Source organism: Micromonospora pattaloongensis, from assembly GCF_900107255.1.
GTDB classification, from domain to species: Bacteria; Actinomycetota; Actinomycetes; order Mycobacteriales; family Micromonosporaceae; genus Micromonospora_I; species Micromonospora_I pattaloongensis.
Genome location: NZ_FNPH01000002.1, coordinates 690,660 through 712,437, shown reverse-complemented (window position 1 = coordinate 712,437; position 21,778 = coordinate 690,660). Strand labels below are relative to the sequence as shown.

Genomic DNA, 21,778 nt, shown 5'->3' with positions numbered 1-21,778 from the left:
CGGCGGCCGGCCGCTTCGTTACCGTTCCCCCGTCCGCTTGACGTCCCAACCCGGACAGTGACCTCGGGGTGTCCGTCAGTGATGTCCGCCGGTCAGAGCAGCTTGCGCTGCTTCAGGTACGCCACCAGGTCGTCGTAGACGCCGCCCTCGTTGGCGAACATCGCCACGTTGCGCGCGGTGGTGAACCACGGCCTCGTCGACGGGCGGACCTCCTTGAGCGCCCGGTCGAGGTCGCGTTGTTCGATCATCCGGACCTCGCCGCGGCGCACCGAGTCCGCCATCGCGAACTCCGCCGCGGTCTCGCAGAGATGCGCCAGGTCGGCGCCGGAGAAGTCCTCGGTCGCGGCGACGGTCCGGCGCAGGTCGATGCCGGCGATCGGCCGCTCGCGGAGGTGGTACTCCAGGATCGAGGCGCGCGCCTCGGCGTCCGGGGGCAGCACCAGCACGACCCGGTCGAGGCGGCCGGGCCGGCGCAGCGCGGGGTCGACGTCCCACGGCGTGTTGGTCGCGGCGAGCACGAACACGCCCTCGTTGCTGCCCTCCATGCCGTCCAGCTCGGCGAGGAGCTGGTTGCCCAGCGTCCGCATCGCGCTGGAGCCGACCTGCGAGCGTTTGTGCCCCAGCGCGTCGATCTCGTCGAGGAAGAGCACGCAGGGGGCGTTGCGCCGGGCCGCCTGGAAGAGCTCGTGCAGGTTCCGCTCCGAGTTGCCGATCCACATGTCGAGCACGTCCACGATGGAGAGCGACAGGAACTTCGCGCCCATCTCGCCGGCGATCGCCCGGGCCAGGAAGGTCTTGCCGCAACCCGGCGGGCCGTAGAGCATCAGGCCGCCGCGCAGGCTCTTGCCGTAGAGCCGGCGCAGCTCCGGGTTGCGCAGCGGGCCGAGGAACGCGAGGTCCAGCCGCTCCTTGACGGCCGTCATCCCGCCCACGTCGGCCAGCCGGATCGTCGACGCCTCCACGTCGAAGATCCGGTCGGCGTCGCCGACCACCGGCTCCGGTTCGTCGCCGGCGCGGGCGAAGCGCGGCGGCACCACGTCGGCCAGCTCCCGCTCGTACGCGGCGAGCGGGTCCCCGCCCGCCACCGGCTGCGGCGTCGGCCCGGCCTCGGCGGGCCCGGGCGCGGATCCCGTCAGCGCGCGCTGCATCAGCGCCTGCGCCTCCGCGTTGCCGGGATCGTGGGTCAGCGCCCGGCCGAGCTGCGCGATCGCCTCGGCGGGGCGAGCCGCGTCGAGCAGGAGGGCGGCGAGGTGCAGTCGCAGCGGCAGATCGTCCGGGCGCGCCTCGACGGCGGCGCTCAGGCTGGCGATGAGGGGATCGTCGCTCATGGAACGGAGATGGTAACCGTTGAGCCGTATCGTCACGTTCGGTGTTGGGTCCGTCTACCCTTCGTCCGGTTCGCGGTGGTCCCGGCGGTCAGGGCACGGCGGGCGGCCACGCAGAGTAGGGTCTGCCGGGTGAGCGCGACGAGCGTACGCAGCAATCGCCGCAGTCTGGGACGAAAGGTTCTTCTGTGACGACTCCCCGCAAGACCCGCGTGGCCATCGTCTTCGGCGGGCGCAGCACCGAACACGGGATCTCCTGCGTGAGCGCCGGCAGCGTCCTCGGCGCCCTGGACCCCGACGAGTTCGAGGTCGTCCCGGTCGGCATCACCCGGGAGGGCGGCTGGGTGCTCGCCAGCGGCGATCCGGCGCAGCTCGCCATCACCGACCGGAAACTCCCGGAGATCACCGCCGGGCTGGGCAATGCCGTCGTGCTCCCGGGCGACCCCACCGCGCACGGCCTGATGGTGCTCGACCCGGCCGAGGGGCCGCGTGCGCTGGCCGGCGTCGACGTGGTCTTCCCCGTGCTGCACGGCGCGTACGGCGAGGACGGCACCATCCAGGGCCTGCTGGAGATGGCCGGCATCCCCTACGTCGGGGCGAACGTCTTCGCCTCCGCGGCCGCGATGGACAAGGAGTTCACCAAGAAGCTCGCGGCCGTCGAGGGCATCCCGGTCGGCCCGTACGCGGTGCTGCGCGCCGGGGTGACCCTGTCGGAGGCGGACAAGGAGCGGCTCGGGCTGCCGGTCTTCGTGAAGCCCTCCCGCGCCGGCTCCTCGTACGGGATCACCAAGGTCTCGGACTGGGCGCAGCTGGACGCCGCCGTCGCCAAGGCGCGGCAGATCGACCCGAAGGTGCTCGTCGAGGCCGCGATCGTCGGCCGGGAGATCGAGTGCGGGGTGCTCGAGGGCGAGGCCGGCGGGGCGCCGGAGGCGTCGCTCCTGGCCGAGGTGCGCGTCGTCTCGGACCACGACTTCTACGACTTCGAGGCGAAGTACCTCGACGACTCGTGCGAGTACACGATCCCGGCGCCGATGCCCGAGCGGGTCTCCCGGCAGATCCAGGAGTACGCCTGCCGCACGTTCACCGCGCTCGACTGCGCCGGCCTGGCCCGGGTCGACTTCTTCGTCACCCCCGAGCTGGACGTCTATCTCAACGAGATCAACACGATGCCCGGGTTCACCCCGACGTCGATGTTCCCGCGGATGTGGGCCGCGACCGGGCTGGAGTACCCGAAGCTGGTCGACCGGCTGATCCGCACCGCGCTGCGGCGGGGGACCGGGCTGCACTGAGCCGGTCGGCGGCGCCCGTCGGCGCGGGCGTCAGCCGCCGCAGCCGGTCGGAATGGTCTTCGCCGACGGCACGGCGGCGATCACCGGCGCGGAGAACGGGATCACCCACTGCCCCGGCTCGTCGTACGTCTTGGGGATCGTGACCTGCACCGGCACCTCCCGGTCGACGGTCGTCCAGACCGTCGCGTCCGGGCGCTGCCCCGCGTGCCAGCAGACCCGGTCCAGCGGGTAGACGAGATCGGTCGGGGGGAACGAGGGGAGCGGGATGCCACACGCCACGGTGACCGCCGGGTCGCCGTACGCCGCGTTCTGCTCGTGGCCGGCGGTGACCGGTCGCTGCGACAGGTCCCGCACCTGCGCGGGGAGCCGGGAGAGCAGGGCGCGGCAGACCGTGCCGGCCCGGTCGGCGAGCGGGGGCGCGGCCATCGCGACCGGGGCGCTGGACTGCGGCCGGGGCGCGCTCGCCGACACGCTCGGCGACGGGGTCGGCGCGGCGGCGGGCTCCTCGGGGCTGAGCTGGTTGATCGCGAAGACGGCGACCAGGGCGGCCACCGGCACCGCCACGGCGGTGGCCCAGAGCGCCGCCTGCCGGGTCGTGCGGTCGCGGGGCGCCGTCTCGTGCGGGCCGCTCACTACAGGTGCACCACCGAACAGGTGAGGGTCCGCGTGATCCCGGGCACCATCTGCACCCGGCTGACGATGAGCTTGCCCAGTTCGTCGACGGTCCGCGCCTCGGTGAGCACGACCACGTCGTACGGGCCGGTCACCGCGTCGACCCGGACCACTCCGGAGATATCCGCGATCGACCCGGCCACGTCACGGGCCTTTCCGACCTCGGTCTGGATGAGGATGTACGCCTGGACCACGAGCCACTCCTATCCGCCGCCGGGGGCGGCTCGCCCGTGAAACTACCGTACCGAGCGGTGCGGACCGTAACAGCGCCCAGCGGAGGTGGCGCTGGTCGGGTGCGGCGCGGAACGAGGGTGTGGGTCGGCATGGTCGAGTGCGTGCGGCGGGGCGGTTATCGGGAGGCTGGGATGCGGTGCGGGGCGGGCATATGAGCCTGGCGAGGACGGGTGAGTTCGGTCTCATCTCCCGGGTCACCGCGCGGTTGTCGGCCGGACCGGCGTGCCTGTTGGGCCCCGGCGACGACGCCGCGATCGTGGCGGCGTCCGACGGGCGGGTCGTCGCCTCCACCGACGTGCTGGTCGAGGGCCGGCACTTCCGGCGGGACTGGTCGGCGGCGGTCGACGTGGGCCACCGGGCGGCCGCGGCCAACCTCGCGGACATCGTCGCGATGGGCGCCATCCCGACCGCCCTGCTGGTGGGGCTCTGCGCCCCGCCCGGGCTGGACGTGCGGTGGGCAGAGGACCTCGCCGACGGCCTGGCCGCCGAGGCGGCCAAGGTCGGGGCGAGCGTGGTCGGTGGCGACATGTCGGCGAGCCCGACGCTGACCATCGCCGTCACCGCCCTCGGTGACCTGCACGGGGCGGCGCCCGTGCTGCGCAGCGGCGCCCGCGCCGGCGACGTCGTCGCGCTCGCCGGCCGGATCGGGTACGCCGCGGCCGGCTACACGGTGCTGTCGCGGGGGTTCCGCACCCCCAAGCTGCTCGTCGAGGCGTACCGCCGTCCCGAGGTGCCGTACGCGGCCGGCCCGCTGGCGGCGCGTTCCGGGGCGACCGCCATGATCGACGTCTCGGACGGACTCCTCGCGGACCTGGGGCACATCGCCACCGCCAGCCGGGTCGGGATCGACCTGCGGCGGGACGCGTTCGAGGTGCCGCCCCAGATGCGGGACGCGGCGCACGCGCTCGGCGCGGACCCGTACCTCTGGGTGCTCGCCGGCGGGGACGACCACGCGCTGGCCGCGACGTTCCCGGAGGACACGCCGTTGCCGGAGGGGTGGCGGGCCGTCGGGCACGTCATCGAGGGCAGCGGGGTCACGGTGAACGGGCGGGCGCACAAGGGCGCGTCCGGCTGGGACCACTTCGGGTAGCCGCGTTCGGTAAGGCCCGATGGCCCGCCGTACCCTTTACGGGTGAGTGATATCGAGATCCGCGCCGTGCGCTTCGACTCCCCGGTCGCGCAACGGCTGGTCACCGCCGCCCTCGCCGAGCTGGGCGAGCGGTACGGGGGCAGTGGCGACGACACCCCGGTCGACCCGGCCGACTTCGAGCCGCCGGCCGGGACCTTCCTGGTCGCGTACCTCGGGGGCGAGCCGGTGGGGTGCGCCGGCTGGCGCAGCCACGGCGACGCGGGCGAAGCGGCCGAGCTGAAGCGGATGTACACGGCGCCGGCGGCGCGGGGCCGCGGTGTCGCGCGGCGGGTGCTCGCCGCGGTGGAGCAGGCCGCGCGTGATCACGGGCGCAAGCGGATGATCCTGGAGTGCGGCGACAAGCAGCCCGAGGCGATCGCCATGTACCGGTCCTGCGGGTACGAGCGGATCCCGAACTTCGGCTACTACCGCGACTCCCCGAACTGCATCTCCTTCGGTCGCACCCTCTGAGGCGCTCCCCGCCCGGCGGGGAACTTCCTTGATCGCGGGGAACTTCCTTTGGTCCGGGAAACACACGTAGCCGCCGGGTCGACGACCCGGCGGCTACGTGGAAGGTATGGCGACGCGCGGACGCGTCAGGCGCGCACGACCTTGCCCGCCTTGATGCAGGAGGTGCAGACCTGCATCTTGCGGGTGGTGCCGCCACCGGCGGGGGTGCGCACCGACTGGATGTTCGGGTTCCAGCGGCGGTTGGTCCGCCGGTGCGAGTGGGAGACGTTGTGGCCGAAGCCCGGTCCCTTGCCACAGACGTCGCAGACGCTAGCCACGGGTTACTCCTGGGATTGATCCGTTCATGAGGTCGCCGACGGACGCTGCCCGGGCAACCTGGCCAGGTTACCCGATGTTGCCGGCAACGGGCTAATCGCCTCCCGTCAGGCCCTCCTGCCGTTGCCGTCAACGCCCCTCGGCCGACGAATTATGCCCCGACCGGACACCGCCGCGCCCGCGGCCGGCGGTGGGGGCGGACGGACCCGGGACACGGGCCGGCCTCGGGGCGGCTGTCGGTGCGCGCAAGTAGGCTTCTGCCGTGCTGGAAACCCTCGATGCCACAGCCGTGCGCCGCTGGTGCGCGGACGGCCTGGAGGCGCTCAAACGGCATCAGGGCGAGATCGACGACCTCAACGTCTACCCCGTGCCCGACGGCGACACCGGCACCAACCTGGTGTTGACGTTCGCGTCGGCCAACCAGGCCGTCGCCGGGGACGCCGACCCCGCCGACGATCAGGCGCGCACCCCGCACGGGCGCGTGCTGTGGCTGATGGCCCGCGGGGCGCTGCTCGGCGCCCGCGGCAACTCCGGCGTGATCGTGTCGCAGCTGCTGCGCGGGCTCGCCGACTCGCTCGCCGGGACCGCCGCGGTCCGCGGGCGCGCGCTCGCCGCCGCGCTGCGGGCGGCGGCGACGGCGGCGTACACGGCGGTCGCCAAGCCGGTCGAGGGGACGGTGCTCACCGTGGCCACCGCGGCCGCGAGCGCCGCCGAGCGGGCCGACTCCGACAACCTGGCCACGGTCGCCCGGGCCGCGGCGCGCGCCGCCGCCGAGGCGCTCGCCCGCACCCCGCAGCAGCTGCCGGTCCTGGCCCGGGCCGGGGTCGTCGACGCCGGCGGACGCGGGCTCTGTGTCCTGCTCGACGCCCTGGTCGACGTGGTCACCGGCGAGGCTCCCCGGCCGGCGCCCGCGCCGCGCGCGGTCCGCCCGCCGGCCGCGGTCCGCCGCGAGACGGGTTCCGAGGAGTACGCGTACGAGGTGCAGTTCCTGCTCGACGCCGAGCCGGCCGCGGTGGACCGGCTGCGCACGGTGCTCGACGGGCTGGGTGACTCGCTGGTGGTGGTCGGGACCGGTGACGGCGCCCCGCCGACCTGGCAGGTCCACGTCCACGTCAACGACGTCGGCGCGGCGCTGGAGGCGGGGGTGGTCGCGGGACGCCCGCATCAGATCTCGGTGACGCGGTTCTCCGACCAGATCGCGGCGCGGCCGGCGCCGCCCGCCGCGCCGGCGACCCCGCGGGCCCGGTCCGCGGTCGTGGTCGCGCCGGGGGAGGGGCTGGCGCGACTCTTCACGGACGAGGGGGCGACCGTGGTCCCCGGTAACCCGTCCACCGGCGAGCTGCTGGACGCGATCCGCGCGACCGGGGCGTCCCGGATCGTCGTGCTGCCCAACGACCCCGACACGCAGGCCGTCGCCGGCGCCGCCGCCCGGGAGGCGCACGCCCTCGGGCTCCGGGTGAGCGTGGTGCCCACCCGCTCGCCGGTGCAGGCGCTCGCCGCGCTCGCCGTCCGCGATCCCGAACGGCGGTTCGAGGACGACGTGATCGCGATGGCCGAGGCGGCCGGTGCCTGCCGGTACGCGGAGGTCGGCTACGCCGCCCGCGAGGCGCTGACCATCGCCGGGCCGTGCCACCCCGGCGACGTGCTCGCCCTCGTCGAGGGCGAGGTGCACCTGGTCGGCGATGACCTGCCGGCGACCGCGCGGGCCCTGCTCGACCGGATGCTCGGGGGCGGCGGGGAGCTGGTCACGCTGCTGCTGGGCGCCGACGCCCCGCCCGGGCTGGCCGAGGCCGTCCGCGCGCACCTCGCCGAGCACTGGCCCTTTGTCGAGGTGCACAGCTACGACGGCGGGCAGCCGTTCTATCCATTGCTGGTGGGGATCGAATGACGGAAACGTCCACCATGGACACGCCGCTGAAGAAGCTCGTCGGGGACAAGACAGCGAAGGCGCTCGCCAGCCATCTCGACCTGCACACCGCCGGCGACCTCATCTACCACTTTCCCCGCCGGTACGACGAGCGCGGCGAGCACACCGACATCCGCTCCCTGGAGGTCGGCGAACAGGTCACGGTGCTCGGCCAGGTGCAGCGGACCGCCGTACGCCCGATGCGGCAGCGGCGCGGCAACCTGCTGGAGGCGACCGTCGGCGACGGCTCCGGCGGCACGCTCACCCTGACGTTCTTCGGCAACCAGGCGTGGCGCGAGCGCGAGCTGCGGCCCGGCCGGTGGGGGCTGTTCGCGGGCAAGGTGACCGAGTTCCGCGGCAAGCGCCAGCTCAACGGACCGGAGTACGTGCTGCTCGGCGACGGCGCCACCGACGGCGAGGCCGCGGCGCAGGAGGAGATCGAGGAGTTCGCGGGCGCGCTCATCCCGGTCTACCCGGCCGCCGCCGCGGTGCCCACCTGGGTGATCGCCCGCTGCGTCCGGGTCGTGCTCGACACCTTCACCGCGCCGGAGGACCCGCTGCCCGCGGAGGTACGGGCCGGCCGCAACCTGCTGAAGCTCGACACCGCGCTGCGGGAGATCCACCGGCCGTCCACCAAGGAGATGCTCGGCAAGGCGCGTCGGCGGCTGAAATGGGACGAGGCGTTCGCCGTGCAGCTGACGCTCGTGCAGCGCAAGCACCGCGCGGCGTCGTGGCCGGCGCGCCCGCGCCCCCGCGCGGAGGCCGGGCTGCTGGCCGCGTTCGACGCGCGGCTGCCGTACGAGCTGACCGACGGCCAGCGTCGGGTCGGCGAGGAGGTCGCCGCGGACCTGTCCACGGCGCATCCGATGCACCGGCTGTTGCAGGGCGAGGTCGGGTCCGGCAAGACGGTGTGCGCGCTGCGGGCCATGCTGCAGGTGGTCGACGCCGGCGGGCAGGCGGCGCTGCTCGCCCCGACCGAGGTGCTCGCCGCGCAGCACTACCGGGGGATCCTCGACCTGCTCGGGCCGCTCGGCCGCGCCGGAGAGCTCGACTCCGCCGACAACGCCACCCGGGTCGCGCTGGTCACCGGCTCGCTCGGCGCGGCGGCCCGCCGGCGTGCGCTCGAACAGGTCGTCAGCGGCGACGCGGGCATCGTGGTCGGCACCCACGCGCTGCTGTACGAGGGCGTCGACTTCGCCGATCTCGGGCTGGTCGTCGTGGACGAGCAGCACCGCTTCGGGGTGGAGCAGCGGGACGCGCTGCGCGCCAAGGCGGAGCAGCCGCCGCACGTGCTGGTGATGACCGCGACCCCGATCCCGCGCACGGTCGCGATGACCGTCTACGGCGATCTCGAGGTCTCCACGCTGTCGCAGCTGCCGCGCGGGCGCTCGCCGATCGCCTCGCACGTCGTGCCGGCCGCGGAGAAGCCGGCGTACCTGGACCGGGCGTGGCGGCGGCTGCGCGAGGAGGTCGCCGCCGGACACCAGGCGTACGTGGTGTGTCCGCGTATCGGCGAGGGCCCGGCCACCGCCGAGGAGGCCGGCGAGCCCGGTGAGGACGGCCGGCGCGCGCCCCTGGCGGTGCTGGAGGTCGCCCCGCTGCTGGCCGAGGGGCCGCTGCACGGGCTGCGGATCGGCGTGCTGCACGGCAAGCTCCCCGCCGACGAGAAGGACGCGATCATGCGGTCCTTCGCGGCCGGCGACCTCGACGTGCTGGTCGCGACCACGGTGATCGAGGTCGGCGTCGACGTGCCGAACTCGACCGTGATGATCGTGCTCGACGCCGACCGCTTCGGCGTCTCCCAGCTGCACCAGCTGCGCGGCCGGGTCGGCCGGGGCAGCGCGCCGGGAATCTGTCTGCTGGTGACCGAGGCGCTGGAGGGCACGTCGGCGCGGGAACGGCTGGACGCGGTGGCGTCCACAACGGACGGCTTCCGGCTGGCCGAGCTCGACCTGGAGCAGCGGCGCGAGGGCGACGTGCTCGGCGCGACGCAGTCGGGCCGTCGTTCGCACCTGCGACTGCTCTCGCTGCTGCGCGACACCGATCTGATCCGCGACGCCCGCGCCGAGGCGATCGCGCTGGTCGAGGAGGACCCGGAGCTGGAGCGGCATCCGGCGTTGGCGACCTCGATGGCCGCGCTGGTCGACGAGGAGCGCGCGGAGTACCTCGAGAAGGGATAGCGCCTCTTGACGTCCGCGTCGGCTGCCATTGATCCAGGATGAGGCGGGGTGTCATGTCCGACGAGGCCAGACACGGCAGGACGGATGGTCGTTTGTGGCTGCTGTTCCTGGCGAGCTCCTGAGGCGTGAACGGAAACGCCGCGGCACCTGACCCGTGGTCAGCCGCGGCGGAACGCTGAGGGCGCGCCGACCGGGTGGTCGACGCGCCCTCAGACGATGTGCTCAGGTGGAGCGGTTGGCGCGGATCAGGCGGTGAAGGTCACCTTGCGACGCCGCGCGATGAAGAACAGCACGCCACCGATGATCAGCAGGAGGGCGGCGCCACCCGCGATCGTGCCGGCAGCCGCGCCGGTCACCGGCAGGGCACCGCCGCCGCCCGTGCCGCCGCAGTCGGCCGGCTTCTCCCAGGCGATCGGCGCGACCTCGTCGAGGCCGTCGCCGGACGGGGTGACGGTCAGGCCCTCCTCGGCCGGGAACTTCACCGTCTCGGTCTTGCCCGGCTCCACGGTCACGGTCTTGGCCTCGCCCTTGTTCGGGGTGAAGGTGACGGTGACGGCCTTGCCGTTCTCCGGGTTCGCGATCATGAAGACCAGCTCGTCACAGGTCGACTCGAAGCCGCCCGTCGGCTCGCCCGGCTTCACGCAGTTCTCGGGCTTCTGCCACGTGTAGGGCTCGCCGACCGACTTCTCGCCCTCGGTGACGGTGATCGCGCCGGCGCCGGCGGGAACGACGATGTCGTTCTTGCTGCTGTTCGGGGCGATCTCGTAGGTCTCGTTGAAGTCCTTGGCCTTGACGGTCAGCTTCACCGCGGTGTTGGCGTCGGCGCCGTTGCTCAGGGTCACCGTGACGGCGCCCTCACAGTCCGAGGCGAAGGCGGCGGTGGGCGTGGTGACCGGGGTCGGCTCCTGCGGCGTCGCGGTCGGCTCCGGGGTCGGCTCCGGGCTCTGCGTCGGCTCCGGGCTCGGCACCGTCTCCTTCTCGCACTTGCCCTCGAAGGTGACCTTGCTCCGCTGGGCCTCCTGCTCCCTGTAGCCGTCGTTCCACTTGGCCTTGGTGGCCAGCGTCGCCTGGCGCGCGTCGCCGGCAACCCGCTGGGTCCCGGTCAGCTTGTCGTTCACCGAGTGCGGGTACTTGTTCCGCTCCTGGGTGACCGGGATGCCCTCGACCGTGGTGCCCTGCGGGGTCACGGCGACGTGGTGGAGCGCGAAGTGCGTCGAATCGAAGTGCACCTTGCTCTCGACGGTCCACGTCACGACCCACTCGCCGGTCGTGGTGTCACAGATCGCGGTGCCCTTGGGCACGCTGTAGTGGGCGCTTGCGGGCGACTGCATCGCCACGGCCGCGGTGAGGCCGACGATCGCGGCGCCAACCACCGCGAGTGGCCGCCGCAGCGACAGCTTGGGACGGAACACGCGTACTCCTGGAGGAGAGGGGGCTTCAGAGCACGGCGCGAGGGCGGCGGGTGGCTGCGGCGGAACAGCAGCTCTACCTGGTTGTGACGCCTCCCCACGTCGTGCGCCGGCGGGGGTTGCGCCGGCACAGCGCCCGACCTTAGCCGTTGCGGAGTGTCCATGGTGGTCCTCAGCCGCGCATAAGGATGATGTTGCAGATTCGAGATGATTGATATACGGCTCGTCGCCGGACGATGTCTCTTCGTGGTTTCCGACTGTCGCATCTGTTGCGCAGCGGTGAAGTCCGGTCGCGTAGCGTCAACGTCATGACCAGGGAGACGTCATGACGCGCATCGTCGCGGGCACGCTGGGTGGCCGTCGCCTCGTCACGCCGGCCGGCGCGCACACCCGCCCGACCTCGGACCGGGTGCGCGAGGCGCTGTTCAGCGCGTTGAACACGATGATCGATCTGGACGGCGCGCGTTTCGCCGATCTCTACGCCGGATCCGGGGCGGTGGGGTTGGAGGCGCTCTCCCGGGGCGCCGGCCACGTGCTGCTCGTCGAGGCGGACGCGAAGGCCGGCCGGATCATCCGGGACAACGTGACGGCGCTGCGCGCCGGCGAGGCGACACGGGTCGTGATCGGAAAGGTGCTCACCGTGCTCGCGGCGGGCCCGGACGGGGACCCGTACGACGTGGTGTTCGCCGACCCGCCGTACGCCGTACCCGATAAGGAGATCACGGCCGTGCTGGCCGCGCTGGCCGACGGCGGCTGGCTGGCGGCGGACGCCGTCGTGGTGGTCGAGCGGTCCAGCCGGACCGGGCCGGTGACATGGGTGGATGGCATCACGGGCGAGCGCAGTAGGCGCTACGGCGAGACCACGCTTTGGTACGGTCGCCGATCATGAGACGTGCGGTGTGTCCCGGATCGTTCGACCCGGTCACCAATGGCCACCTCGACATCATCGGCCGGAGCAGCCGGTTGTTCGACGAGGTGATCGTCGGGGTGCTGATCAATCAGTCGAAGAGCGGGCTGTTCAGCGTCGACGAGCGGATCGCGATGCTGCGGGAGGTGACCGCCTCCTACCGGAACGTGCGCGTCGCGGCGTTCCGCGGCCTACTGGTCGACTTCTGCCGGGCACAGGACGCGCCGGTGGTGGTCAAGGGGCTGCGCGCGGTCAGCGACTTCGACTACGAGCTGCAGATGGCGCAGATGAACATCGGCCTGGCGGGCGTCGAGACGCTGTTCATGCCGACCAACCCGCTCTACTCGTTCCTCTCCTCCAGCCTGGTCAAGGAGGTGGCGAAGTGGGGCGGGGACGTCTCGGCGCACCTCCCGGACGTGGTGCACCAGCGGCTGCGGGAACGTCTCGGGACGCAGCCGGCGGGCTGAGGCGCCGCGCGTGGGCGGGGCCCCGGCCGGGGGACGGACACGACGCGCCGGGGCTGCGCAGATAGGTGCGCGACCCCCGCACGCCGCATGATGGGGTGCAGCAGCAGCCTGGCCGGCCTTGCATCATGTACGGGTCGGCCGCCGAACGACAGGAGAGATGCCGGTGGACCCGCTCGACCGCATCGACGAGCTCATCGCCATCGTGGAGGCGGCCCGTGCCGTCCCGATGTCGCGGAACAACTGCATGGTCGACCGCGGAGAGATGATCGCCCTGCTCGATCAGCTCCGGGTCGAGCTCCCGGCCGACCTGCGCCGCGCGGCGGTCCTCCTCGAGGAGCGCGACAAGATCGTGGAGGCCGGCAAGCGCGAGGCCGACCGGATCATCAGCGAGGGCGAGGCGGAGCACGCCCGGCTCGTGTCGGTGAACGAGATCACGGTCTCCGCGGAGCACGAGGGCGCCCGCATCATCGCCGAGGCGCGCGCCGAGGCGCAGCGCCTGCGCCAGGAGGTCGACGACTACGTCGACACCGCGCTGGCCAACTTCGAGCAGTTCCTCACCCGCGCGCTCGCCTCGATCGAGCGGGGTCGGGACAAGATGCACGCGCTGCGGGAGATCGGCACCTTCGTCGGGGAAGAAAGCGAACGCCCGCTGCCGTTCTGACCGAGGGCGTTCCCGCGCCGCAGGGGGCTGCGGCGGGCGGGAGCGCCGGAGCGAGACCGGGAATCGGCGGCGGACGGGCCGGCCGGCGGGGACGATGAGGTGGAACGGACCCAGTTCGACGATCGCCCTCCCGGCCAGGTAACCTGTTTCGTCGGCCTCTCACAGGCCGGAGTCTGACTATGCGCAATCATTCGTCGATCAACCTCAACCCCAGGTCGCCGCTGGTCCTCGACACGAGGGACCTGCCGCGCCGACCTGGCGCGTTGCGTACGGTCAATCGGGTGGCTCCCGCGCCGGCGGACCTCGGGCTGGAGATGATCGGCGTGCCGGAAGGCGCCGACCTGACCCTCGACCTGAGGCTCGAGTCGGTGTCGGAGGGCGTGCTCGTCTCGGGGACCGTCACGGGTCCCGTCGAGGGGGAGTGCGGCCGCTGCCTGCGCCCCATCAACGACTCGTTGACCGTCACGATCCAGGAGCTGTACGCGTACGAGAACAGCACCACGGACGAGACGACGGACGAGGATGAGGTCGGCCGGATGCAGGGCGACCTGATCGACCTGGAGCCGACGCTCCGGGACGCGGTGGTGCTCGCGCTGCCGACGAACCCGGTGTGCCGGGAGGACTGCCCAGGGCTGTGCCCCGAGTGCGGGGTGCACCTGGACGAGTTGCCGGCCGATCACACGCACGAGCAGGTTGACCCGCGCTGGGCTGGCCTGTCGCAATTGACCCGTAAAGAGGAGTAAGTACCGTGGCCGTTCCCAAGCGCAAGATGTCGCGCAGCAACACGCGGTCCCGCCGGGCGCAGTGGAAGACCACGGCGGTGGCGACGGTGGCCTGCCCGCAGTGCAAGTCGCCGAAGCTCCCGCACGCTGCGTGCACGGTGTGTGGCACCTACAACGGTCGCCAGGTCATCGAGGTCTGACCTCTCGCCTGCTGTGACGCTCCCGATCTCCGATCGGGTGACGCGCACGCCCTGGCGACTGCCCGGTGCACCGGCTCCGGCGCACGCCGGCCGAGCTATTCCGGCCGGCGTTTCCGTGGAGCCGGGCACCGCGCGGATCGCCGTCGACCTCCTCGGCGGGGACGATGCTCCCGCCGTCGTGGTTGACGGCGCTCTGCGGGCGTGCCGCGCCGATCCTGATCTCGCCCTGTTGCTCGTCGGCCCCGTCGAGGTGGCCGACGAGATCATTCGTGCGCTCCCGTCCCGCGACCGGACCCGGGTGGCGGTGCGGCCGGTTCGCGACGCGGTCGGCATGGGCGACGCGCCCGCGCGGGCCGGTCGGGTGGAGACGACGGTGCGCGCCGCCGTCGCCGCCGTCGCCGAGGGGGCGGCCGACGCCCTGATCTCCGCCGGCGCGACCGGCGCCACCGTCATCGCCGCCGCGCTCGGGTTCGGGCGCTGGCCGGGGGTACGCCGTCCCGCGCTGGTCGCCTCGCTGCCGGCCGTCGCCAACCCGGTGGTCCTGCTCGACGTCGGCGCCTCCCTGGACCCCTGCCCCGCCACGCTGACGCAACACGCGGCGTTCGGCGCCGCCTACGCGGCCGTCGCGCACGGCGTGGACGCCCCCCGGATCGGGCTGCTCTCGATCGGCGCGGAACCGGGCAAGGGCGATCGGCTGCGTCGCGCCGCCGATCCGCTGCTCGCGGGCGCGAATCTGCCGTGCGGCGCCCGTTACGTCGGCCTCATCGAGGGGTACGACGTGGCGCTGGGCGCGCGCGCCGACGTCGTCGTCACCGACGGATTCACCGGAAACGTGCTGCTCAAGGGGATCGAGGGCGCGTACGCGATGGCCGGCGCCCCGTCCGCGAGCGGCGGCGTCCCGCGCGCCGCCGCGCTGCTGGGCGTTGCCGGGATCACGGTCGTCTGTCACGGCGCCGCGACCGGCGAGGACCTTGCCTCCGGGATCGCGCTCGCCGCCCACCTGCACCGCAGCTCCGCCACTGCGGCGATCTCCGCGCTGCTCTCCGCGCCCGACGAGGTATCCGCATGATCAACGAGGTGACCGCATGACCAGCGACAAACGCCGCCGCCCACCCCTGGCGCACCTCGAGGCGGCGTTCGGCGTGAGCCTGGAGCCCGAGCTGCTGGAGCGCGCCCTGACGCACCGCTCGTACGCGTACGAGAACGGGGGGCTGCCCACCAACGAGCGGCTGGAGTTCCTCGGCGACTCGGTGCTCGGCGTGGTGATCACCGCGGCGCTCTTCCACAACCATCCGGACCTGCCCGAGGGTCAGCTCGCCAAGCTGCGGGCGAGCGTGGTCAACATGCGGGCCCTCGCCGACGTGGCCCGACGGCTCGGCCCGCACGGTCTCGGCGCGTACCTGCTGCTCGGCAAGGGCGAGGAGACCACCGGCGGCCGGGACAAGGCGAGCATCCTCGCCGACACGCTGGAGGCGCTACTCGGCGCGATCTACCTGCAGTACGGGCTGGACACCGCCTCGGTCGTCATCCACCGGCTCTTCGACCCGCTGATGGCCGAGTCCGCCGGCCGGGGGGCGGCGCTGGACTGGAAGACCAGCCTGCAGGAGCTGACCGCGGCGCTCGGACTGGGGGTGCCGGAGTACCGCATCGACGAGGCCGGCCCGGACCACGCGAAGACCTTCACCGCCTGGGTGGTGGTGGCCGGCAACCGGTACGGCGGCGCCGACGGCCGGAGCAAGAAGGAGGCCGAGCAGCGGGCCGCCGAGGCCGCCTGGCGCACGCTCTCCGAGGAGGTCGCCGAGCCCGCCGCCGCCCCGCCGCTCGAGGGCGGCGCCACCGTCGTCTGACCGCCAGGGTCGCCGAACGTCCCCGTCGGCGACGCGCGAGGAGGATTCCGTGCCCGAACTGCCCGAGGTGGAGACGGTCCGGCAGGGGCTGGCCAAGTGGGTCAGCGGTCGCCGGATCGCCGCCGTGGAGGTACGTCACCCGCGGGCGGTGCGGCGCCATGTTCCCGGCGAGGCGCACTTCGCGGCCGTTCTCGCCGGACGCCGGGTGCTGGACGCCTGCCGGCGCGGCAAGTACCTCTGGCTCCCCCTGGACAGCGACGACGCGATCATCGCGCATCTCGGGATGTCCGGCCAGCTGCTGGTGCAGCCGGCGGACGCCCCGGACGAGCCGCACCTGCGGATCCGGTTCGGTTTCGACGACGGCGGCCCGGAGCTGCGCTTCATCGACCAGCGGACGTTCGGTGGTCTATCCGTCTCTCAGGGCGGGGCGGAGCTGCCGACGGAGATCGCGCACATCGCGCGGGACCCGATGGACCCGGCCTTCTCCGACCGCGACTTCGCCGCCGCGATCCGGCGCCGGCGCACCGAGGTCAAGCGCGCGCTGCTGGACCAGACGTTGATCTCGGGGGTCGGCAACATCTACGCCGACGAGGCGCTGTGGCGTTCCCGCCTGCACGGAGCGCGCCCGACGGAGGCGCTGACCGGGCCGGCGGCGTCGCGGCTGCTCGGGCACGTCCGCGAGGTGCTGGCCGAGGCGCTGGTGGCGGGCGGCACCAGCTTCGACTCGCTCTACGTCAACGTCAATGGCGAGAGCGGCTACTTCGACCGCGCGCTGAACGTCTACGGGCGGGAGGGGCTGCCCTGCCGGCGGTGCGGCGCGCCGATCCGCCGCGAGCCGTTCATGAACCGGTCGTCGTACAGCTGCCCGCGCTGCCAACCGCGTCCCCGGCGGGTCGTTGGGGGGAACCCCTGAGCCGCGTCGGGGTAGTGATCGACACGACTCCTCCGTGTGACCGATAGCAAGATCATTCAGCGGTAGAGTCTGCGCCCGGAACGTCCTAGTTGTCCGAATGCGTGAGCGCGGGGGAACCGGATGCCCGCGCGGCGCGCCCTCCGGGACGAACGCGGGTGCGTCCCGGATGTCGGTCCGGCCGGCGATCCCTAGCGTCATGTCCGCTAACGGAACGTGGCAATGACAAAGGGGGAGCCCGGAATGGGCAAGCGACCGATGACGGTGCGGATCGCGCGGTGGAGCGCCGAGCATCCGTGGCGGGCGATCGCGCTGTGGGTCGTGTTCGTGGCGGTCTGTTTCGTGGGGGGAAACGCGGCCGGCCTCACGGAGATGACCGACGAGGACATGCGGATCGGGGAGATGGGCCACGCCCAGGCGATCATCGCCGACGGCGACTTCGCCCACCCGGCCCAGGAGAACGTCCTCATCACCGCGCGCAGCGGCGCGCTGGACTCCGCGGCCGCCGGCGCGGCCGCGACCGACGCCGCGACCCGGCTGCGGTCCACGCCCGGCGTGGCCGCCGTCGGCCAGCCGGTCCCGAGCCGCGACGGGTCGGCGCTGCTGCTGCCGATCACGATGAGCGGCGACCGGTCGACCGCGAGCGAGCGCGTCCAGCCGCTGCGGGACGCGACCGCGGCGGTGCAGACCGCCCATCCGCAGCTGCGGGTCGAACAGGTCGGCGGCCCGTCGATCAGCAGGGCGCTCGACGAGACGATCGGCGAGGACTTCACGCGCGCGGAGTTCCTCAGCATCCCGGTCACGCTGGCGATCCTGGTCATCGCGTTCGGCGCGCTGATCGCCGCCGGGATTCCGGTGCTGCTGGCGCTCTCGTCGGTGGCCGCGGCCATGGGGCTGTCCACGATCGCGTCGCACCTGGTGCCCGCGAACGACTCCTCCGCGAGCGTCATCCTCCTGATCGGCATGGCCGTCGGCGTCGACTACTCGCTGTTCTACGTGCGGCGTGAGCGGGAGGAACGCGCCAAGGGCCGGCGCCACCTGGACGCGGTCGAGATGGCCGCGGAGACCTCCGGGCACGCCGTCGTCGTCTCCGGGCTTGCCGTGATCATCTCGATGGCCGGGCTCTTCCTCGCCAACGACCCCATCTTCGCCTCGTTCGCCGTCGGCTCGATCCTCGTGGTCGCCGTCGCCGTGATCGGGTCCCTCACCGTGCTCCCCGCGGTCCTCGCCAAGCTCGGCCGCTGGATCGACAAGCCCCGCGTGCCGCTGCTCTGGCGCCTCACCGCCCACCGCGTCGGGCCGGACGGCGCCCCCGTCCCGCCCCGGTTCTGGCCCGCCGTGCTGCGCCCGGCGCTGCGGCACCCGCGCACCACGCTGGTGATCTCCGCCGGCCTGCTGCTCGCGCTCGCCGTACCGGCCATCGACATGAAGCTGAAGTTCCCGGGCCCGGAGGACCTGCCGCGCAGCACCGCGGTCATGCAGGCGTACGACCGGCTCACCGCCGCGTTCCCGAGCACCGGCACCACCCACACCGTCGCGGTGCGGGCCGACGCGGCCCAGGCCGGGGCGGTCAGGACCGCGCTCACCGACCTCGCCACCCGGGCCGCGGCCGACCCGCTCTTCGCGCCGATCGAGGCGAACGGCCCGCAGCTCGAGGTCTCCGCCGACCGCCGGGTCGCGACACTGGAGATCGCCACGCCGTACGCCACCCGCACCGACGAGGCGCGCCGGTCGCTGCAGGCGCTCCGCGCCGACCTGGTGCCGGCGACGCTGCGGGAGATCCCCGGCGTCGAGTACGCGGTGACCGGCGCCGTGGCCGAGAGCGAGGACTACGCCGCGCACATCAGGGAGAAGCTGCCGCTGGTGGTCGGCTTTGTGCTGCTGCTGACGTTCGTCGCGATGACGATCACGTTCCGGTCGCTGGTGGTCGCGCTGACCTCGATCGTGCTCAACCTGCTCTCCGCCGGAGCCGCGTACGGCCTGCTGGTGCTGGTCTTCCAGAACACCTGGGCCGAGGGGCTGCTCGGCTTCACCTCGATGGGCGCGATCGTCTCCTGGCTGCCGCTCTTCCTTTTCGTGATCCTGTTCGGGCTCTCGATGGACTACCACGTCTTCGTGGTGAGCCGGATCCGCGAGGCGGTGCGCGGCGGCATGCCGAACCGGGAGGCGGTGGCGCACGGCATCACCTCGTCGGCCGGCGTGGTCAGCAGCGCGGCGATCGTGATGGTCGCGGTGTTCGCGATCTTCGGCACGCTCAGCGCGATCGAGATGAAGCAGATCGGGGTCGGCCTCGCCGCCGCCATCCTGATCGACGCGACGATCATCCGGGCGGTCGTGCTGCCGTCGCTGATGACGCTGCTCGGCAAGGCGAACTGGTGGGCGCCGCGGTTCCTGCGCGAGCGTCCGGCGCCGGTCGTCGACGTCGCCGCCCCGACGCCCGAGCCGGAGCTGGTGGGCGCGCGGTAGCCGCCGCCACGACGCGCACGGCCCCCCGCCGACCGGCGGGGGGCCGTGCCCGTCGGCGACCGGCGGGGGGCCGTGCCCGTCGGCGCGGCTCGCGCTCCGGACCCGGCGCGCAGGACCTTCCACATCGGCCGGCTGACCGCCGACCGCCGGCGATCACGGGGTGGGGGAGAGCTCGCCCATGCTGGCCGGCAGCCCCGCGTACGGGTGCGGCAGGTCGAGGTCGGTGGCGAGCCCGAAGCCGGCGTGCCGCAGCAGCATCAGCCGCCGGGCCGCGTCCACCTTGTCGGTCGGCACCCCGTAGACGAGGTGCCCGTCGCCGGGTTGGCTCCCCTTCGGCGGCCAGCGCTGGTAGTCCTGCCAGCTCCCCTCGAACGTGCAGATGGGCACGTCGAGATCGCGGTAGACGGGATCGGTGGGTTCGCCCGGATTGAGGATCAGGTCCCGCAGGCCGAACCCGCGCGCGACCCGGATCGCCATCGAGACCGGTCCGAGGCCGAACGGGCTGGTCGGCGCGGCGTGGAAGAAGATGCCGTTCACCCGGTAGGCCGCCCACCGTTCGATCTCCTCGAGGATGTCGGCGAGCGGGCGCGACACGTACGCGAGGTCGACGTACCCCAGCAGCGGCACCCCGCCCTCGGCGAGCTGCGCGAGCACCACCTCGTAGACGGCGCTCGGCTTCTTCCCCGGGCCGTCGTGCACGTTCACCACGACCGTGACGTCGCCCAGGCGCTCGGCCTGCCATGCCGTCGGCGCGTCGAGCGGGTGCACGTAGAGCGGCAGCACTGTCCTCATCGCTACCTCCTCCGGTCGCATCGGCTCGGCCCGCGGCGGCCGTGCCGGCGCCAGCTGCCGTCGTTCGGCACGCCGAACGACGCACGGCGGCACTTTCCGCTCGGAACAACGAGCCGACCGCCTGCGGCGGCACGGCCGTGCGAACGGTCGGCGGTGCCCTGGCCCGCCGGCCCGCGCTAGAGGGCTGAGCCGAACATCTGCGTCCAGTACGGGGTGCCGTCGTCGGCGGCGGCCCGGCCGACGCCGATCGCTCTCGCGTCGCAGTTGAGGATGTTCGCGCGGTGCCCCGGGCTGTCCATCCACCCCGCCATGACCGCGTCGGCGCTGCGGTAGCCGGCGGCGACGTTCTCGCCGATCGCCCGGGCGTAGCCGGCCCGCTCGGCGCGGTCCCACGGTGAGCTGCCGTCGCTGCCGGTGTGCGACATCGTGCCGGTCGCCGCCTGGTCGGCGCTGTGCAGCCGGGCGGCCTCGGCCAGCTGCGGCTGGAGCGTTACGGCGCCGCAGCCGTTGGCCGAGCGTTCCCGGTTGACGAGCGCGACGACCTGCTCCTCGACGCCGTCCGCGGCGCGCGCCGCGGACGCGGCCGCCCGGGGCGGCGCCGCGGGTGACGGGGCGGCGGGTGACGGGGCGGAGCGGGGCGCGCGTCGCGACGACGGCGTGGCCGTGCGGTCCGGCGTCGCGCGGGGCTCCGGGGCGCCCCGGCCGGCGGCCGGGGGCGACGGCGACGCGGTCGGCGGGACCCCGGACCGCGTCCGGGCGTACGCCGGCTGGCCGGAAGGGTCGTCCAGCGGCGTGGCGGCGGCCCGGCGGGGTGGGTCGGTGGCGAAGAATTCCGCTGGTCGCATCAGCGCGCCGGCCCCGAGCGTGAGCGCGGGGACCGCCACCGCGGCGATCAGGCCGAGCCGTACGGGCGATCGTCGCGGCCGTCGGTGCCGACCCGGCCGGCCGGTCGGATCGACGGCTCCGCCCGCTCGGGTCGGGCGCCGCCGCGGACGGGACCCTTCGCTGCCCCCGGGCACGTCGTTGCCTCCAACTGGTCGGGCGGGATCCACTGTCCGGCGGATCGGGACGGCTGCGACGGTACGGGCGGGCCCGGCGGGGCGACAACGCGGCTAAGGAAGAGATAAGACGCTCTTGCATCTGTCGGAATCGGTGATCGACTTTCCGTGAAGATCTTCGTTAGCGTGCGGGAAACATCTTTCCGTTAGGCTTTTCCCGTTCGAACAGCGACCTTGTTCGCGCCTCGTGGCGGTGCGCCGCGGCCCATGCCGGTCGACCCGCAAGTGATCTGCGCCTACCGGAGCTTGACGAAGGGCGGGCGGCGGGCGGACTATAGGAAGGTCGCCAGTCGCGCCCGATCCTGCCCTCGCCTGCCCGAGGATGGATAGCCGCGAATAGCTGGGCGCGCGTTGGCCGGCCTTTCCGGCAGCGCATTACAAGGAGACGATATGGCGAAGGCCCTCTACGGCCACGTTGGTGCGGCGCCCGACCGGCGTCTGCTCGACGAGGTCACCCGACTGCGTGCCAGGGTTCAGGCACTGGAGTTCGAGATCACCCGCCTGCGTGCCGAGAACGATCGGCTCGCGGCAGCGGCCGCCGAGGCAGACGATCTGCTGCGGCTGGCCGAGCCGGCACTGACCTGATCTCCGGGGCGCCGGGTCGCCCGGCGCCCACCGCCGCACACTGAATCGCACCGATCGCGCGCCGACACATCCGTGGCGGCGCGCAGCTTTTTGTGCGGGGCCGGGCGGGCCACGGTCCGCCGGAACGCGCCGGACCACCAGCCCACGCCCCGCGCCCGGCGCCGGTCGGCGCGCCATCGGATAGGCTCACCGGCGCGCGCCGCACCGGTCCCGCCGCTGCTCCGCGTTACCCT

Annotated in this window: 22 protein-coding genes; 15 read left to right on the top strand and 7 right to left on the bottom strand. The window is 73.3% G+C overall.

Features of this window, described 5'->3' with window-relative positions; all coding sequences use genetic code 11:
* Positions 1-92: 92 nt before the first annotated feature.
* On the bottom strand, positions 93-1,328 hold the full coding sequence (locus BLW47_RS09165; RefSeq protein WP_091554375.1) for an ATP-binding protein: 1,236 nt from the start codon (positions 1,326-1,328) through the stop codon (positions 93-95).
* Positions 1,329-1,513: 185 nt separating this feature from the next.
* On the opposite strand from BLW47_RS09165, the gene BLW47_RS09160 reads away from it, so the two are divergent.
* Positions 1,514-2,614: a D-alanine--D-alanine ligase family protein gene (locus tag BLW47_RS09160; protein ID WP_091554371.1), complete on the top strand. Its 1,101-nt coding sequence runs from the start codon at positions 1,514-1,516 to the stop codon at positions 2,612-2,614.
* Positions 2,615-2,644: 30 nt separating this feature from the next.
* Here BLW47_RS09160 and BLW47_RS09155 read toward each other — a convergent pair whose 3' ends face one another.
* Together BLW47_RS09155 and BLW47_RS09150 are read right to left on the bottom strand one after the other, a co-directional pair.
* Complete coding sequence (locus BLW47_RS09155) at positions 2,645-3,247, bottom strand: DUF3515 family protein (RefSeq protein WP_091554367.1); 603 nt, start codon at positions 3,245-3,247, stop codon at positions 2,645-2,647.
* Positions 3,247-3,480 carry an Lrp/AsnC ligand binding domain-containing protein gene (locus BLW47_RS09150; RefSeq protein ID WP_091554361.1) on the bottom strand — a complete coding sequence of 78 codons (234 nt, stop codon included), beginning with the start codon at positions 3,478-3,480 and terminating at the stop codon, positions 3,247-3,249. Before BLW47_RS09150 ends, BLW47_RS09155 begins: the two co-directional genes overlap by 1 nt.
* Before the next feature lie 191 nt (positions 3,481-3,671).
* Between BLW47_RS09150 and BLW47_RS09145 the strand changes: the two genes are divergently transcribed.
* Both BLW47_RS09145 and BLW47_RS09140 read left to right on the top strand, forming a co-directional pair.
* Positions 3,672-4,610, top strand: coding sequence for a thiamine-phosphate kinase (locus BLW47_RS09145; RefSeq protein WP_091554358.1), 939 nt, complete (start codon positions 3,672-3,674; stop codon positions 4,608-4,610).
* A 42-nt stretch (positions 4,611-4,652) separates the two neighbouring features.
* Entirely contained in the window at positions 4,653-5,120 is a 468-nt protein-coding gene (locus tag BLW47_RS09140; protein ID WP_091554353.1) for a GNAT family N-acetyltransferase, read from the top strand.
* Between the two features lie 125 nt (positions 5,121-5,245).
* Here BLW47_RS09140 and rpmB read toward each other — a convergent pair whose 3' ends face one another.
* Positions 5,246-5,437, bottom strand: a complete 192-nt coding sequence (gene rpmB / locus BLW47_RS09135; protein ID WP_091554350.1) for a 50S ribosomal protein L28 — start codon at positions 5,435-5,437, stop codon at positions 5,246-5,248.
* Positions 5,438-5,697: 260 nt separating this feature from the next.
* Here rpmB and BLW47_RS09130 point away from each other — a divergent pair, with 260 nt between their 5' ends.
* Both BLW47_RS09130 and recG read left to right on the top strand, forming a co-directional pair.
* A complete protein-coding gene (locus tag BLW47_RS09130) occupies positions 5,698-7,323 on the top strand; it encodes a DAK2 domain-containing protein (protein WP_091554346.1) in 1,626 nt (541 codons plus the stop codon).
* Positions 7,320-9,521, top strand: coding sequence for an ATP-dependent DNA helicase RecG (gene recG, locus BLW47_RS09125; RefSeq protein WP_091554343.1), 2,202 nt, complete (start codon positions 7,320-7,322; stop codon positions 9,519-9,521). The genes BLW47_RS09130 and recG overlap by 4 nt, the downstream gene beginning before the upstream one ends.
* Positions 9,522-9,766: 245 nt before the next feature.
* Here the strand turns inward: recG and BLW47_RS09120 are convergent, their stop codons facing one another.
* Entirely contained in the window at positions 9,767-10,933 is a 1,167-nt protein-coding gene (locus tag BLW47_RS09120; RefSeq protein WP_091554339.1) for a hypothetical protein, read from the bottom strand.
* Between the two features lie 322 nt (positions 10,934-11,255).
* On the opposite strand from BLW47_RS09120, the gene rsmD reads away from it, so the two are divergent.
* From rsmD to BLW47_RS09075, 9 genes are all read left to right on the top strand, one after another.
* On the top strand, positions 11,256-11,819 hold the full coding sequence (gene rsmD, locus BLW47_RS09115) for a 16S rRNA (guanine(966)-N(2))-methyltransferase RsmD (protein WP_091554336.1): 564 nt from the start codon (positions 11,256-11,258) through the stop codon (positions 11,817-11,819).
* Positions 11,816-12,304, top strand: coding sequence for a pantetheine-phosphate adenylyltransferase (gene coaD / locus BLW47_RS09110; protein ID WP_091554332.1), 489 nt, complete (start codon positions 11,816-11,818; stop codon positions 12,302-12,304). The genes rsmD and coaD overlap by 4 nt, the downstream gene beginning before the upstream one ends.
* A 163-nt stretch (positions 12,305-12,467) precedes the next feature.
* Positions 12,468-12,965 (top strand): SPFH domain-containing protein, encoded by a 498-nt coding sequence (locus BLW47_RS09105; protein WP_091554675.1) that lies wholly within the window; start codon positions 12,468-12,470, stop codon positions 12,963-12,965.
* 179 nt (positions 12,966-13,144) lie between these two features.
* Positions 13,145-13,708 (top strand): YceD family protein, encoded by a 564-nt coding sequence (locus tag BLW47_RS09100; RefSeq protein WP_091554328.1) that lies wholly within the window; start codon positions 13,145-13,147, stop codon positions 13,706-13,708.
* A 5-nt stretch (positions 13,709-13,713) separates the two neighbouring features.
* Positions 13,714-13,887, top strand: a complete 174-nt coding sequence (gene rpmF, locus BLW47_RS09095; RefSeq protein ID WP_091554324.1) for a 50S ribosomal protein L32 — start codon at positions 13,714-13,716, stop codon at positions 13,885-13,887.
* Positions 13,888-14,002: 115 nt separating this feature from the next.
* The gene (locus BLW47_RS09090) at positions 14,003-14,956 is read left to right on the top strand and encodes a phosphate acyltransferase PlsX (protein ID WP_091554320.1); all 954 of its coding nucleotides are present in this window, start codon (positions 14,003-14,005) and stop codon (positions 14,954-14,956) included.
* Positions 14,957-14,972: 16 nt separating this feature from the next.
* Positions 14,973-15,734: a ribonuclease III gene (gene rnc, locus BLW47_RS09085; protein ID WP_091554316.1), complete on the top strand. Its 762-nt coding sequence runs from the start codon at positions 14,973-14,975 to the stop codon at positions 15,732-15,734.
* 49 nt (positions 15,735-15,783) lie between these two features.
* Positions 15,784-16,647: a bifunctional DNA-formamidopyrimidine glycosylase/DNA-(apurinic or apyrimidinic site) lyase gene (gene mutM, locus BLW47_RS09080; RefSeq protein WP_091554312.1), complete on the top strand. Its 864-nt coding sequence runs from the start codon at positions 15,784-15,786 to the stop codon at positions 16,645-16,647.
* 240 nt (positions 16,648-16,887) lie between these two features.
* Positions 16,888-19,110 (top strand): MMPL family transporter, encoded by a 2,223-nt coding sequence (locus BLW47_RS09075; protein ID WP_091554309.1) that lies wholly within the window; start codon positions 16,888-16,890, stop codon positions 19,108-19,110.
* A 153-nt stretch (positions 19,111-19,263) separates the two neighbouring features.
* Here BLW47_RS09075 and BLW47_RS09070 read toward each other — a convergent pair whose 3' ends face one another.
* On the bottom strand, positions 19,264-19,902 hold the full coding sequence (locus BLW47_RS09070) for a spherulation-specific family 4 protein (RefSeq protein ID WP_175543553.1): 639 nt from the start codon (positions 19,900-19,902) through the stop codon (positions 19,264-19,266).
* A gap of 176 nt (positions 19,903-20,078) precedes the next feature.
* On the bottom strand, positions 20,079-20,786 hold the full coding sequence (locus BLW47_RS09065; RefSeq protein ID WP_091554302.1) for a CAP domain-containing protein: 708 nt from the start codon (positions 20,784-20,786) through the stop codon (positions 20,079-20,081).
* 564 nt (positions 20,787-21,350) lie between these two features.
* Between BLW47_RS09065 and BLW47_RS09060 the strand changes: the two genes are divergently transcribed.
* Complete coding sequence (locus BLW47_RS09060) at positions 21,351-21,545, top strand: hypothetical protein (RefSeq protein ID WP_089010688.1); 195 nt, start codon at positions 21,351-21,353, stop codon at positions 21,543-21,545.
* Positions 21,546-21,778: the final 233 nt, after the last annotated feature.

Coding starts and splice junctions, on each gene's coding strand:
- BLW47_RS09060 (WP_089010688.1), top strand. CDS start 21,351: ATGGCGAAGGCCCTCTACGGCCACGTTGGTGCGGCGCCCGACCGGCGT.
- recG (WP_091554343.1), top strand. CDS start 7,320: ATGACGGAAACGTCCACCATGGACACGCCGCTGAAGAAGCTCGTCGGG.
- rnc (WP_091554316.1), top strand. CDS start 14,973: ATGACCAGCGACAAACGCCGCCGCCCACCCCTGGCGCACCTCGAGGCG.
- BLW47_RS09165 (WP_091554375.1), bottom strand. CDS start 1,328: ATGAGCGACGATCCCCTCATCGCCAGCCTGAGCGCCGCCGTCGAGGCG.
- rsmD (WP_091554336.1), top strand. CDS start 11,256: ATGACGCGCATCGTCGCGGGCACGCTGGGTGGCCGTCGCCTCGTCACG.
- BLW47_RS09145 (WP_091554358.1), top strand. CDS start 3,672: ATGAGCCTGGCGAGGACGGGTGAGTTCGGTCTCATCTCCCGGGTCACC.
- BLW47_RS09070 (WP_175543553.1), bottom strand. CDS start 19,902: ATGAGGACAGTGCTGCCGCTCTACGTGCACCCGCTCGACGCGCCGACG.
- BLW47_RS09075 (WP_091554309.1), top strand. CDS start 16,888: ATGGGCAAGCGACCGATGACGGTGCGGATCGCGCGGTGGAGCGCCGAG.
- coaD (WP_091554332.1), top strand. CDS start 11,816: ATGAGACGTGCGGTGTGTCCCGGATCGTTCGACCCGGTCACCAATGGC.
- BLW47_RS09100 (WP_091554328.1), top strand. CDS start 13,145: ATGCGCAATCATTCGTCGATCAACCTCAACCCCAGGTCGCCGCTGGTC.